13 protein-coding genes are annotated in these 13740 nt (G+C 62.4%); 5 read left to right on the top strand and 8 right to left on the bottom strand.

Features of this window, described 5'->3' with window-relative positions; all coding sequences use genetic code 11:
- Nucleotides 1-323: 323 nt before the first annotated feature.
- From CZ203_RS06340 to CZ203_RS06330, 3 genes are all read left to right on the top strand, one after another.
- Nucleotides 324-1688, top strand: a complete 1365-nt coding sequence (locus CZ203_RS06340; protein ID WP_087065302.1) for a citrate/2-methylcitrate synthase — start codon at nucleotides 324-326, stop codon at nucleotides 1686-1688.
- Between the two features lie 144 nt (nucleotides 1689-1832).
- Entirely contained in the window at nucleotides 1833-2285 is a 453-nt protein-coding gene (locus CZ203_RS06335) for a MarR family winged helix-turn-helix transcriptional regulator (RefSeq protein WP_087065301.1), read from the top strand.
- Complete coding sequence (locus CZ203_RS06330) at nucleotides 2282-3700, top strand: MATE family efflux transporter (RefSeq protein ID WP_087065300.1); 1419 nt, start codon at nucleotides 2282-2284, stop codon at nucleotides 3698-3700. The genes CZ203_RS06335 and CZ203_RS06330 overlap by 4 nt, the downstream gene beginning before the upstream one ends.
- A gap of 54 nt (nucleotides 3701-3754) precedes the next feature.
- Here the strand turns inward: CZ203_RS06330 and CZ203_RS15475 are convergent, their stop codons facing one another.
- The 7 genes from CZ203_RS15475 to CZ203_RS06295 form a co-directional block, all read right to left on the bottom strand.
- Nucleotides 3755-3919: a hypothetical protein gene (locus CZ203_RS15475; protein WP_407927712.1), complete on the bottom strand. Its 165-nt coding sequence runs from the start codon at nucleotides 3917-3919 to the stop codon at nucleotides 3755-3757.
- Nucleotides 3901-4905, bottom strand: coding sequence for a hypothetical protein (locus tag CZ203_RS06325; RefSeq protein WP_456236193.1), 1005 nt, complete (start codon nucleotides 4903-4905; stop codon nucleotides 3901-3903). Before CZ203_RS06325 ends, CZ203_RS15475 begins: the two co-directional genes overlap by 19 nt.
- A gap of 143 nt (nucleotides 4906-5048) precedes the next feature.
- Nucleotides 5049-6347, bottom strand: coding sequence for a vWA domain-containing protein (locus CZ203_RS06320; protein WP_087065299.1), 1299 nt, complete (start codon nucleotides 6345-6347; stop codon nucleotides 5049-5051).
- Nucleotides 6348-6357: 10 nt separating this feature from the next.
- Nucleotides 6358-6963, bottom strand: coding sequence for a hypothetical protein (locus tag CZ203_RS06315; protein WP_087065298.1), 606 nt, complete (start codon nucleotides 6961-6963; stop codon nucleotides 6358-6360).
- A gap of 648 nt (nucleotides 6964-7611) precedes the next feature.
- Nucleotides 7612-8637 (bottom strand): substrate-binding domain-containing protein, encoded by a 1026-nt coding sequence (locus tag CZ203_RS06305; RefSeq protein ID WP_087065296.1) that lies wholly within the window; start codon nucleotides 8635-8637, stop codon nucleotides 7612-7614.
- A gap of 127 nt (nucleotides 8638-8764) precedes the next feature.
- Nucleotides 8765-9565 carry a TIM barrel protein gene (locus CZ203_RS06300; protein WP_200809445.1) on the bottom strand — a complete coding sequence of 267 codons (801 nt, stop codon included), beginning with the start codon at nucleotides 9563-9565 and terminating at the stop codon, nucleotides 8765-8767.
- 52 nt (nucleotides 9566-9617) lie between these two features.
- On the bottom strand, nucleotides 9618-10775 hold the full coding sequence (locus CZ203_RS06295; protein WP_087065295.1) for a Gfo/Idh/MocA family protein: 1158 nt from the start codon (nucleotides 10773-10775) through the stop codon (nucleotides 9618-9620).
- Between the two features lie 276 nt (nucleotides 10776-11051).
- Here CZ203_RS06295 and CZ203_RS06290 point away from each other — a divergent pair, with 276 nt between their 5' ends.
- Nucleotides 11052-11915, top strand: coding sequence for a helix-turn-helix transcriptional regulator (locus CZ203_RS06290; RefSeq protein ID WP_159456390.1), 864 nt, complete (start codon nucleotides 11052-11054; stop codon nucleotides 11913-11915).
- A gap of 212 nt (nucleotides 11916-12127) precedes the next feature.
- On the opposite strand, the gene CZ203_RS06285 is transcribed toward CZ203_RS06290, so the two are convergent.
- Nucleotides 12128-12622: a GNAT family N-acetyltransferase gene (locus CZ203_RS06285; RefSeq protein ID WP_087065293.1), complete on the bottom strand. Its 495-nt coding sequence runs from the start codon at nucleotides 12620-12622 to the stop codon at nucleotides 12128-12130.
- Nucleotides 12623-13084: 462 nt separating this feature from the next.
- Here CZ203_RS06285 and CZ203_RS06280 point away from each other — a divergent pair, with 462 nt between their 5' ends.
- On the top strand, nucleotides 13085-13714 hold the full coding sequence (locus CZ203_RS06280; protein ID WP_087065292.1) for a CpXC domain-containing protein: 630 nt from the start codon (nucleotides 13085-13087) through the stop codon (nucleotides 13712-13714).
- The last annotated feature ends 26 nt before the right edge of the window (nucleotides 13715-13740 follow it).

Genomic DNA, 13740 nt, shown 5'->3' with positions numbered 1-13740 from the left:
GGCGTGACGCTGCGCACCGCGATCGGCGGCCGGCGCGCGCTCTCCCCCCTGCGCGGCGAAGGGCTGCCGCGCATTTGCTGAGGATGACGGAAAAACGGCCGGACGGCAGTCCGGCCGTTTTTGTTTGCCCGGGCAGCGCAAAATACGCTTGGTTTCGCCCGTCTCCGCCGGTAAAATAGGGGACGCGGGCGCGGGGGCTGCAAAAAAATGCAAAAATTTCTGTCATTCACAAAATAGTAACATTTATATGTTACAGTATACAAAGATACATTTTATACGGCTTCAGGTATGGATAGCCGTGCACAGGAAGGAGTAATGTCTTCATGGCCAGCAATCCCAATTATAACGACATCACCCCCGAGATCGAGGCGCTCGCCGCCCGGAGCCGGGAAAACAGCCGCATCGACCCCGCGGATTACCCGAGATATAACGTCAAGCGCGGCCTGCGCGACCTCAACGGGCAGGGCGTGGTGGCCGGCCTGACGGAGATTTCCGACATCCAGGCGACCCGGGAGGTCGACGGGCAGCAGGTGCCCTGCGACGGCCGCCTGTATTACCGCGGTTACAACATCGAGGACCTCGTGCGCTGCTCGCTCGAGGAAAAGCGCTTCGGTTTTGAGGAAGTCGCCTACCTGCTGATGTTTGGCGAACTGCCGACGCGGGAGCAGCTCAAAAACTTCGAGGGCGAACTGTCCTATTACCGCACGCTGCCGAACAATTTCGTGCGCGACGTTATCCTCAAGGCGCCGAGCCAGGATATGATGAACTCCCTGGCAAAGTGCGTGCTGACGATGGCGTCCTACGACGATAAGGCGGACGATATCTCGCTCCCCAACGTCGTGCGCCAGTGCATGCAGCTCATCGCCACTTTCCCGCTGTTCTCGGCCTACAGCTACCAAGCGTACCATTACAAAGAGGGCAACAGCCTCTTTATCCATGCGCCGCGCCCGGAACTGTCCACGGCGGAAAACATCCTGTCCCTGCTGCGCGCGGACGCGTCCTATTCCTTCTGGGAAGCGCATCTGCTCGATATCTGCCTGATGCTGCATGCCGAGCACGGCGGCGGCAACAACTCGACCTTTACCACCCACGTCGTCACCTCCTCCGGCACGGATACGTACTCCTGTATGGCGGCCGCGCTCGCCTCGCTCAAGGGGCCGCGCCACGGCGGCGCGAACATCAAGGTCATCCGCATGTTCGAGGACATGAAAAAGGAAATCCACGACTGGGAGGACGAGGACGAGATCAAACGCTACCTGCGCGCCCTGCTGCACGGCGAGGCTTTCGACCACGCCGGCCTGATCTACGGCATGGGGCACGCGGTCTACTCGCTGTCCGACCCGCGCGCCAACATCCTCCAGTCCTTCGTGGAGACGCTGTCCCGCGAAAAGGGGCGCACGGACGAGTACGGCCTGTATTCGCGCGTGCAGCGCCTTGCGCCGCAGGTCATCGCGGACGAGCGCAAGATCTACAAGGGCGTCAGCGCGAACGTCGACTTCTATTCCGGCTTCGTATACCATATGCTGAACCTGCCGCTGGAGCTGTATACGCCGATCTTTGCAATCGCGCGTGTCGCGGGTTGGAGCGCGCACCGCATCGAGGAGCTTATCAACATGGGCAAGATCATCCGCCCGTCGTACTCCTATGTCGGCAAGCACCGCGCCTATGTGCCGGTGGACCAGCGCTAAAGCGCCCGCCCGTACTTGCGGTACTGTGAAATTTAAGGCACGCCCCTTTGGGGGGCGTGCCTTTTGCTTGACAAGGGTGCGGCAATGCTTTATAGTTAACTTGTTAACCATTCATTCATAAACTATTTTGAGGGGGCGGAAAGCGTGCCGTATTTCCAGAAAGGGTTCATCATCACGCTCGCAAAGGTCAATAAGCTGTTGCAGCGCGCCTGCGCGGCCGCGGTATCCGAATACCGGTTCACCCCGAACGAGGTGGAGGTGCTGCTGTTCCTGATGAACAACCCCGCGCACGATACGGCGACCGAGATCGCCCAGTACCGCAACGTGTCCAAGGCGCTCGTGGCAAAGTCAGTCGAATCGCTGTGCCGCCGCGGCTTCCTGACGGCGGAGCGGGACACGCGCGACCGCCGCGTGGTGCACCTGCACCTGAGCGGGCAGAGCAGCGGCATCGCGCGCCGCCTGCAGGCGTGCGAGGACGCGCTGTTTGCCCGGATCGAACAGGGCATCCCACCGGCCTGCCTCGACGCGGCGGGGCAGGCGTTTCCCATCCTGCGCGAAAATATCGATGGTTTGTTAAAGGAGTTTGAGGAACGATGAAGCAAAGCAATACCGCCGACCTGGGGACGGGGAGCGTCGGCAAGCTGCTGTTTTCCCTGTCCGTGCCGGCGATCCTGGCACAGCTGATCAATGTGCTGTATAACATGGTCGACCGTATGTACATCGGCCACATCGCGGACGTCGGCGCGGACGCGCTGACCGGCGTGGGGGTGACGATGCCGGTTATCCTTTGTATCTCGGCGTTTGCCGCGCTGGTCAGCATGGGCGGCGCGCCGCGTGCGTCCATCATGATGGGCAAGGGCAACCCGGAGGAGGCGGAGCGCATCCTGGGCAACTGCACGGCGACGCTTGTGCTGTTGTCCGTCATCCTGACGGCCGGCTTCCAGTTCTTCGGGCGCGACGTCCTGATGGCCTTCGGCGCGAGCGAGAATACGATCGGCTACGCCTGGGCGTACATGCAGATCTATTCCTTTGGCACGGTATTTGTGCAGATGGCGCTCGGCCTGAATGCCTTTATCACCGCGCAGGGCTTCGCGCGCACCAGCATGCTGACCGTGCTGATCGGCGCGGTCTGCAACACGGTCCTCGACCCGATCTTTATCTTCGGGTTTGATATGGGCGTGCGCGGCGCGGCGCTCGCAACCATCATTTCACAGGGCATCTCGTGCGTCTGGGTGGTGAAATTCCTGCTGTCGCGCCGCACCACCCTGCGCATCCGCAGGCGGAACCTGCGCCTGTCGCCGCATGTGATCCTGCCGTGCCTGGCGCTCGGCCTCGCGCCCTTTATCATGCAGCTGACGGAAAGCATCATCATGGTCTGCTTTAACACCTCGCTGCTCAAGTACGGCGGCGACCTCGCCGTCGGCGCGATGGCGATCCTGATGAGCGTCATGCAGTTTGCGATGCTGCCGCTCCAGGGGCTGACGCAGGGCGGGCAGCCGATCATCAGCTACAATTTCGGCGCGGGCAAGGCCAGCCGGGTGCGGCGCACGTTCAAGCTGCTCGTCGTGTCCTGCTTTGTCTATTCCACCGTCATGTGGGCGATCAGCATGTTTGTACCGCACCTGTTCATCACGCTGTTTACGGAAAATGCGCAGCTCAGCGCGTTCACGGTCTGGGCGATCCATATCTATATGGCGGTGGCGCTGCTGTTCGGCATCCAGATCGCGTGCCAGCAGACCTTTATCGCGCTCGGCAACGCCAAGGTTTCGGTATTCCTCGCGCTGCTGCGCAAGGTGATCCTGATTATCCCGCTGATTTACCTGCTGCCGCACATCGTGCCCGACCCGGTCATGGGCGTGTTCCTGGCGGAGCCGGTCTCCGACCTGATCGCGGTGTGCACGACGGCTGTCACGTTCGTCGTCGTGTTCCGCAAGACCCTGCGCGGCATGGACGCGGCGCAGGAGGAAGCGTCGGAGCCGGGCGGGGAGCCCGGCGGCCTGCAAGGCATTTGACAAGGCATCCCGGACAGGGAAAGGCCGCCCCCTTGGGGGCGGCCTTTTTTGCATTTACCGTCCGGCTTCCATCCGGCGGGCTTCGGAGATCTTGCCCATCAGCCGCTCCCGGGCGTCGTCAAACAGCAGGCGCTCGTTATGCGCATAATAGGCGTCGCAGCCAAAGTTCTGGATATACCAGGAGGTAAAATAGTTCGCGGTCAGCTCGGTTGCGAACATGACAAGCTCCTGGCTGTCGCCGAGGGCTTCGTCCAAAAACGCAAAGGCGTTTTCGAGCTGCCGGCCTGCGCGCCCGGCGGCGTCCGCACGCGCCTGTACGTCCTGCCCANCGCGGCAAGGTCGGCGTGCAGGGCGTCGGCCAGCGCGTCTGCGCGGTAAGCGTCGCGCGCCGCGTCCGACAGGCGGGAGAGCAGCAGGCCGAGCACGCCCAGCTTTTCATCAAAGGGCGCGGCGGCAAGTTCGGAGGCGCGTACGCGCTCCCAGGTGCCGTCCAGGATTTCGTCCACGTGGTAGGTGCGGCGGTACTTGTCGTACAGCAGCAGGTAATTTGCAAAATCCCCCGCGATGCGCGGGAGCTGGATATATTGGGAAATCACCTCGCGGTCGACCGGGATGCCGAGCGCCTCATAGGCCTGGATAAGCTCGGAAAGGTCCTCCCAGCCGCGCGCGGTGGCGAACTGCATGCCGTCCGCCGTGGCCTCGATGCGGTAAAAATGGTCGCGGCGGATTTCCAGATAGGAGAGCACCGCGCCGTGGATCCCGCGGCGGTAGGCGTACTCCTTCCAGACGGCGAAATCCTCCGTCACATCGATGCGCTTGACGCGGTCGAGCGTGACGACGTCAAAATCGCGCACGGATTTGTTATATTCCGGCGGGTTGCCCGCCGCGACGACGACCCAGCCCTCGGGCAGGCGCTGGTTGCCGAAGGTCTTGCACTGCAAGAACTGCAGCATCATGGGCGTGAGCGTTTCCGAGATGCAGTTGATCTCGTCGAGGAACAGGATGCCCTCGCGCACGCCGGACTGCTCCATCTGCCGGTAGACCGAGGCGATGATTTCGCTCATCGTATACTCGGTGACCGCGTGCTCCTGCCCGTCATAGGTGCGGTGCTCGATATAGGGCAGGCCGAGCGCGGACTGGCGCGTATGGTGCGTGATGGTGTAGCACACCAGGCCGACCCCGGTCTCGTCCGCGATCTGCTCCATGATCTGGGTCTTGCCGATGCCCGGCGGCCCCATCAGCAGGATCGGGCGCTGGCGCACGGGCGGGATGCGGTATGCGCCGGATGCGTCGCGCGACAGGTAGGCGCGCAGCGCGTTTTTGATCTCATTTTTGGCTCGTTTGATATTCATAAGGGTTCTCCTTGGATGATTTCATCTTCCCGGAGCACCGCGCGGATGCCCCAGGGCGGCACGTTGTCCGGGTAGCAGCCGCCCTCCAGCATGACGAACGCCGCGTCGTAAGCGGGGCGCTTTTGGGGATAAATCCCCAGCCCGTCGGTGAAATAGAGCAGGCCGCGCAGGTGCCGGAAAGCGCCTTCCTCCCGCAGCCGGTCGACATGCTCGAACACTGGGCGGAAGTCGGTGGAGGACTGGCCGACCAGCGTAAAGTGCTCCATATATTCGCGCAGCCCGCGCGCGTCCGTGATGCGCCGGTCGTCGCGCAGGCGGTCGTCGCATTGCAGGATGCGCAGGTTGACTTTCCGGAAAAAGCTCTCGGTGTCCTTGAGGATGGAATAGGTATAGGATAGGAAGGCGCGCACCAGTTCGCCGGAGGTGGACATCGAGGTATCGACCGCGATGACGAAATCCTCGATGCGGCGCGCCTCCCGCGTTTCCAGCGGCTCGATGAGCGGCATGTTGCCGTAATGCCGCAGGCCGTAGGCGTAATAGCCCGGGTCGAAGGCGTCCGCGTCCACCGCGACCTCCTCCCGCAATACGGCGAAGCGCCGCAGGAAGGCGCGGTAATCGGTGGTTTCGCGCGCGGATACGCGGAGCTGCTCGCGCACGGCCTCCGCGCCCGTGGCCTGTCCGGCAAATACGGTCTCCATACTGGTCTCCGTGCGCCGGCTGAGGGTTTGCCACTGCTGTTCCTGCCGCCCGCCGTCGTCCTGCATCGGCCAGGGCGTATGGTCGTCTGCGTAGAATTCGCGGGCAAGCGTCGCGCGGTCGTATACTGGGAGCGGCTCGCGGTGGAAAAAACGGTAGATGCCCTCGGCGGTCAGCACGGGCAGGCCGCCGCGCAGGCGGGCGTACAGGTTGCGCCGCCGCACGCTGTTTACCGGCGCTTCCAGGCAGCGCAGCTCCAGCCCGTCCAGGATGCTTTCCACCGCAATGTCGCAGCACAAATCCCAAAGCCCGCGGTCACGGCGGTTTGATTTGACATGGTGCCGCAGCAGGCAGTGCAGCAGCGTGTGCAGGTAGGCGCGGCATACGGGGGCGCGCCCGCGCTCATACTGCCGCGCCAGGTACGCGCCGTTATAGAAAAGCGCGCGGCCGTCGGTCGCGAGGCAAGGCGTTTGAAAGCCCCCGGACGGGGGGAGCGCGGCAAGCGCCGCGTCTAAAAAGGGCAGGTTCAGGTAAAGCTCGCTGCGGGCGGCCTGCAAGATTTCACGGCCGATTGCCTGCCAGTGTTCCGGTTGTGCCATGGGTACTCCTTTATAGGTCGAAGGTTTTGTGCAGCCCGGCGTGGGGCTGCCTGGATACCGCGTCCAGCAGCACGGTAAGCGTTTCGGTATGCCCGTGCCGCCGCGCCGCGTCGCAGGCCGTGCCCAGGTCTTGCCGGGGCAGTACGCCGAGGGACAGCAGGAAGGCGAGCGCCTGGGTTTCGCCGCGCGCCGCAAGGTTACAGGCGAGCGCGCCGCCGTGCGCGCGTAAGCAGTCCAGGTATTGCGCGCGCGCCTGTGCGGAAAGCGCATACGGCCAGCGCAGGCGGCGGCTTGCCACGCGCGCGGCGACGTCGAAGGCGTGGGTTTGCAGCAGCCGGTAAAACGCGCCGTCGTACTGCGCAAATTGCAGCACGCCGCGCTCAAAGCATTGCCGGTAGGCATAGCCCGCGCCTTCAATCCGGCGCTGGAATATGTGCGGCGCAAAAAGCTCCTGCAAGTCCTCGCTGTAGGCTGGGAACAGCAGGCGCGCCTGCCGCTCGCCGAAAGCAAGGCATACGTCAAGTTCCCCCGCGTGTTCGCCGAGCAGGCGCTGCAGGCAGGTGGGCGCGCCCTCGGCAAGGCGCACGGTCACGGCGCGCAGGGCGGTGCAGTTCATCAGCGCGCCGCCGCTGAAATCCGTGACGGAAGCGGCCAGGGAGAGCGACTGTAAGTTCCGGCAATTGTAAANCCCGACGGCGCGTATCCCCCGAGCGCGGCCACAGGACGACCGCCGATCTCGTCGGGGAGGCGCACGGCGGGGTCGCGCGTTTCGCAGCGCAGGATGGCCACGCCGTCCGCCACATTTTCGCAGGTGAGCAGCAGGTCGTTGGCGCCGTCTATTTGCAGCAAGGGGCATGCTCCTTTCTCAGGGGAATGCGTACCGCGGCGGGCGGGGCGTATCCGGCGCGCGCCTGGCGGTACCGTCGTGGGATGGGCGGCGCTCCGGCCGCTTTACGGCTATTATACCACCGATCCGGCAAGTGGGGAATGGGCGATCGGGTGGGGCGTTATGGAAAATGCCACGCTTATATCCTATCTTTGCCGTTTTGGCTGTTCTGGCCGGGGGGACGGTGCGCAAGGGTTGCGGTTTTGATGGGATTTCTTTTGCAATCGCCGGGGTGCATTTGCGCCGCACGATACAAAAGGGCAGCGGCAATATATTTTGCCGCTGCCCTTTATGGTTTGCAGGTTTCCCGCTGACGTCCTTCGGGGTACCCCGCCCGTGCCCTCCCGCCTTAGCATTGGGAAGGGGGATTCCGGGGATTTAGTTCTTGTTTGCGCCGGTATAGTCGTTAACGTTGTCCTTATCGACCGGCTCAAACGGGATCCAGGTGTAAAGCTCGCACGGCTCGCCCTTGGCAAGCTTGACCGCCGCCTCGACCGCGCCGCCGCCCTGGCCGACCGCGTTCTGGAACACGGTGAACGCCATGTCGCCGGAGACGATGGATTCCAGCGCGACCGAGGTCGCGTCGATGCCCGCGACCGGGCAGACGACCTTCTTCTCGCCGGAGGTCTTCATCGCCTCGATCACGCCGAGCGCCATCTCGTCGTTGTTGCAGATGACCGCGTCGACCGGCTTGCCGGAGCCCAGGAACTGCGTGAACTTATCCATCGCCTTGGCGCGGTCCCACTCGCCGGTGTCCTCAAACACATAGTTGACCGCCAGGCCGGAACCCTCGAGCGCCTTCTTGGCGGAATCGGTGCGCAGCACCATCGCCTGCATACCCAGCGTGCCGGTCATGATGGCGACGTTCGCCTCGGTCTTGCCCTCGTCCTTGAGTTTCTTGGCGATATATTCGCCCTGGTAGCCGCCGGCCTCCTCCTCGTTGGAGCCGACATAGACGACCTGGCCTTCCTTGAACAGGTTTTCGTCCACGACGCGGTTGACAAAGACGACCTTCATGTCGCCCGCCGCGTCCAGGATCTCCTGGGCGTTGTCGGTGTTGACGATGTGCACGACCATGGCGTCATAGCCGTCCGCCGCGCAGGTCTGCACATGGCTGATCTGGGTGATCGGGTCGGTATTTGCGTCAAAGGAAGAGAAGTCCACGCCCAGCTCGCCCGCCTTGTCGATGGCCGCCTGCTCCATGTTGGAGACCCACTGGTCGCGTGCGGAGATGGACAGGCCGACCTTCAGCTTGTGGCCGTCGCCCGCATCGCCGTCCTGCGCCGCCGCCTTGTCGCCGTTACCCGCCGGCGCGGCGTCCTGTGCCTGCGTGCCCCCGCCGCAGCCTGCAAATAACCCCAGGGATAGCGCCAGTGCGAGCGCGAATGCGATTTTCCGTTTCATAAGTAAATACCTCCATATGTTTTCCGAAGCCTATGTGTGCGGCAGATGCCGAAACAGCCGGGACGCGCGTTGCAGCGCGCCCGGCCATCGCGGCAAGTAAGAAGGAAAGAGAAGAAATAGGAAAGGGTCAGATACCTTCCGAGCAGGCGCGGATCGCCTGGACGGCAGTCGCGCTGTCGGTTGCCGGGTACAGTTCGAAGCCGACGGAATTTTGATAGCCCAGCTTGGCCAGGTGCTTCATGAAATTCTTATAATTGATGACGCCGGTGCCGGGCTCGTTGCGGCCGGGCGCGTCCGCAATGTGGATGTGGCCGATATAGGGGAGGTATTTTTCCGTGGTCTCGCAGATCTTGCCCTCGTCCAGGTACATGTGGTAGGCATCGTACAGCACCTTGAGGTTCGGGGAGCCGACCGCCGCGACCAGCTCGACAGAGGTCTTGGTGTCGCTCAGGAAATTGCCGCAGTGGTCCTTGACGATATTGAGCGCTTCCAGTACGAAGGTTACGCCGGCTTCTTCGGCCATCGGCGCGATTTCCTTCAGCACATCGAACATCGCGCAGTAGCGGGTCACGTCGGAATAGTCGCCGGACATCGGCTTGGCAAACTGCGGGCTGTCCAGCAGCGAGTCGGAATGGATCACGAGCACCGGGCAGCCCACGACCTTGGCCGCGGCCAGCGCGCCCTTGATGTACTCGATGTACGGCGCCTTGTTGACCGGGTCGCACATGGAGAGCGGGCCGTCGCCGGACATGGCGGCCATCTTCAGGCCGTTGGCGTCCAGCAGGCGCTTGACCTCCGGCAGGTTCTTGTCGTCCCAGCCCCAGAACTCGACGAAATCGAAGCCGTCCTTCTTGGCCTGCGCAAAGCGGTCGGCAAAGGGCATTTCGGAATAGATGGATTCAATGTGGATGTCTCTCTGCAGCATCATAAGTACCTCCTGATAGTTGTGTGATATGTGATTGGTTTGGATTTTAAGGGGATCAATAGTCCAGCCAGACCGCGCCTTGGTCGGAGGACTGCACGCATTTTTCAACCCATTTGACGCCGTTGGCGGCCGCGTGGATATCGGGATACCAGAAGCCCGGCGCCTGCCCCTTGTTGGCCGCCTCCATCGCCCTGGCAAAGCGCAGGTACAGGTTGCTCCACGCCTCGAACAGGCCTTCCGGGTGCCCGCCGCCAATGCGGTCTTCCGCCAGGGCGGCGGGGTAAAGGTACGCGGCGCCGCGTTCCAGCACACGGGCTGGCTCGCCCTCCACCTCGTAGCGGAGCTGGTTCGGGCGCTCGTCCCACCATTCGATGGACGCCTTGGAGCCGATGACGCGGATCTTCTGGCCGTGCATCGAGCCGCAGTTCATGGCGCACGACCAGGAAGTCGCCTGCGCGCCGTTTGCGAGGTTCATGATGACGAAGGCGTTGTCTTCCAGCTGGCGGCCTTCTACAAAGGCCTTGCGCGTGCACATCAGGTTTTTGATCGAAAAGTCCGGCATCATCGCTTCCGCGAGGAACAGCGGGTGGGTGCCGACGTCGCCGAGTACGAAGGACGGGCCGGCGAACTTGGGGTCCATGCGCCATTTCGCGGCCGGGTTCGTCGCTTCCAGCGCCGTGTTGTACGCGCCGTGCGCGAACTGCATGTTTACCAGGCGGATTTCGCCGAGGTCGCCGTGGGCGATCATCTGTCGCCCCTGCTCGATCATCTGGTGCCCGGCGTAGCCGTAGGTCACGCCGACGACCAGCCCCTTGGCGTCGGCCAGTGCGACCAGCTCCTCGGCCTGCCCCGTCCAGAAGCACAGCGGCTTTTCACAGACGACGTGCAGCCCCGCCTCCAGTGCGGCTTTGCAGATTTCATAGTGCGTGCCGTTCGGCGTGGCGATCGAAACCGCCTCAATGCCGTCCGGGCGTTTTGCCTCTTCCTCGAACAGCGTTTTGTAGTCCGGGTAGCAGCGCCCGGCTGCAACGCCGAGACCCACGCCGAAATCCCTGCCGCGTTCCGGGTCGATGTCGAATGCGCCCGCCACCAGCTGGAAGCTGTTGTCCCGGAGCGCCGCCGAACGGTGGATATACCCGATCTGGCTGCCGCGGCCGCCGCCGACCATCGCCCAGCGGATCGGATGGTCTAGCACCTTTTCGCCGTTGATCATAAGGAACCCTCCTGCCTTATCGCATAAATTGTGAATTATTTATCTGGGTTATTGCTTTCCTGTTCGCTTTTGATGATATAATTATAACTTTTTACGGCGATTCCGTATTCACCATTCTTGGCTTTTTACCGGACGGGAACACGGCCGCCGTTTCAATTTTGCGGTTTGGGGTGTCAAATCTTGCTTTCCGCTTTTTGGGCGGACGGTTGACGGCGGATTACGGCGCCGGTATAATGGGGACAAAGGTCGCCGGGAGGCATGGGAGGGGGCGGGGGAATGGCGTTTGTTTGGAGGACGGCCGCGTTTGAAAGCATCTTTGAGGATGGGCGGCTGCCGCGCGTCCTGTCCGTGGGCATGGAGGACTTCAATGCGCGCAAGACCGTGCGCGCGATGCACCAGCACGACGACCGCCTGGAGTTCCTGCTCATCAAGACGGGCAGCGGCGTGCACACCATCGACGGCCAGGCCTACCATGCCGCGACGGGCGACGTGCTGATCTATAACTGCAACACCGTGCACGACGAGACCGCCAGCGTGGACCAGGGCATGACCGTGTTCAGCTGCGCGGTGAGCGGCCTGGCGATCCGCGGGATGTCCCCCAACTGCCTGGTGCCGCCGAACCGCCCGCCCGTGGTGCGCAGCAAGGAACGGTATCAGGAGCTGGAAGACCTGTTTGCGATGCTGTACGATTTTACGATGCAGAACACGCCGCGCGCGGTGGAGACGGCCACCTACCTGTGCGCCACGCTCCTTTCCATCCTCTATGACCTGGCGCGCAGCGAGACCGAGGAGCTTCGCACGGAAGAACAGGTGCTGGGGCGGCACATCCGCGCCTATATTGACGCGCACTATTTGGAGGACATCTCGCTGCAGTCCATCGCGGAGACGCTGCACATAAACCAGTATTATATGGCGCACGTGTTCAAGGCGGTATCGGGTTACTCCCCGGTGCAGTACATTATCCGCCGCCGGATCGGCGAGGCGCAGTCCTACCTGCTGCAGACGGACAAAAGCATCACGGATATCGCCATGCAGGTGGGGTACCATAACGCGAACCATTTCCATAAGGCGTTTTTGAAGATCGTCGGCATGCCGCCGCAGAAGTACCGTGAGTTCATCGACCCGCACCGATCGAAATGACGGACGTCAAAAAAGCGGAGGGCTAGCACATGCTAGCCCTCCGCTTTTTGACCTTTATTTATCGCTGCAACAAGCCCTGCGCCCCCGGCTCTGTTTTTCCGGCGGGGCCGTGCGCTGCATGCCCCCCGGGAACCGGGCCTGCGCCTTGCAGCGTATAGGCGTGCGCCTGTGCGGCGCATACTGTATTGGGAACGGTTTCCCGGCGCAATAGGTCACATCGCCTTTTCAAACAGGTAGTCGTCCATTACATAGCCGCCGCCGATGTCCGCGTCCTGCGTGCCGATCCGGGTAAAGCCCAGCTTTTCGTAGGAGCGGATAGAGCCTTCGTTGCCGCGGTTGACGGTCAGCCAGACGCGGCGGAGCCGCGCGCCGCGCGCCCAGCCCTCCAGGAACGCCATCACGTCGCGCCCCGCGCCCTGCCCGCGGCATTCGCGGCGCACATATAACTTGCTCAGGAACAGCGCGTCGTCCTTGGCTTGCACGCCGAGGTAACCCACGGTTTGGCCGCCCTGCCGCAAGAAGAAATACTGGTACCCCTCCTCCGCAAGCTGGCGGCGCATCGGCCCCTCGCTCTGGAAGCGCGCCAGCATGTATTCGATCTGCTGCGCGCCAAGCAGGGGCATGTAATATTCCGTCCAGATTTCGCGCGCGAGCGCGGCGAGCGCGGGGATTTGGGCGTCCTGTGTGACTTCACAAAATTCTGTCATATTTTTTACCTCTCCTTGTTAAATTGTCCTTCGCAACTGATTGTACAGCGAAAATTTCAAAAAAACAAGCGTCAACACGTGGCAATGCACAAAAAGTATGGTATAATAGCCGCATGGCGGCTATTATACCCGGTTTTAAATTTTTACCGGCAACGGCATGTGGGCTGCGGCTTTTTGGCTGCACGGCCGCCGGGGCTGTGGTATCATAGCCGCAAAACGGCCATGATACCTTTGATTTAAAATCTATACCACAATGGCGTGGCAAGCAATGGTTTTTGTAGGATTCTACTTGCCATTGTGGTATAATGGCAGAATAGCTGCAAGCGGCTATGCGCCCATGGGTTGGAAGACGGGCAGACGGCAGGCGCGCGCCGGGAGGTGCGGGCTTGGCTGCAACGCCCCTGTTTTCCCAACCGCGCAAATGGCCCATAGGGGATCTGTAAACTGGGAGGAAGCACAGCAATGTCAAAGCATAAAAGCGAAGCGTTCACTTGCCCGCACTGTCAGAATGAAAGCAGCCGCGAAATCGTGGAGAGCATCAACGTCGACCTGTCGCCGGAGATGCGCGAAAAGGTACGCGACCTGTCCTGCTTCGCCTGGACCTGCCCGGTGTGCGGCAAGGCCTCCCTGGTGATCGACCCCTGCCTGTACCATGATATGTCGAACCAGTTCATGGTCTGGCTTTCGCCGGACGGCAGCCCGCTGGATGCATCCGGCTTCGACCCGCTGGCAGGCTACACCCTGCGCTGGGTGGAAAGCCCCAATGCGTTCCGCGAGAAAATCGACGTCCTGGAACGCGGGCTGGACGACCGCGCCATCGAGCTGATGAAGCTGATCCTCGCGATGCAGCTGCAAAAGTCGATGGATATCGTCGACCTGGTGTTCCACTCGTTCGACGAGCGCACCGGCGCTTTCCGGTTCGTCGTCGTACTGTCCGACGGCGCCGAGCAGTACGCCGCGATGCAGGGCGACACGTACGCGCGCATCGCGCGGGACGTGGAGGAGCGCCTCTTTACCCCGGCGCGCGACTTCGTCAAGGTCGATATCGACTGGGCGACCGCGGCGCTCGAGCTGCTGAAGGGATCCGAATAAAAAAGCAGGGGCCGGATTTCCGGCCC

The sequence above is a fragment of the Intestinibacillus massiliensis genome (assembly GCF_900155735.1).
Lineage (GTDB): Bacteria > Bacillota > Clostridia > Oscillospirales > Butyricicoccaceae > Intestinibacillus > Intestinibacillus massiliensis.
The sequence above is the reverse complement of the archived record's forward strand: the minus strand, read 5'-3'. Positions and strand labels throughout refer to the sequence as shown.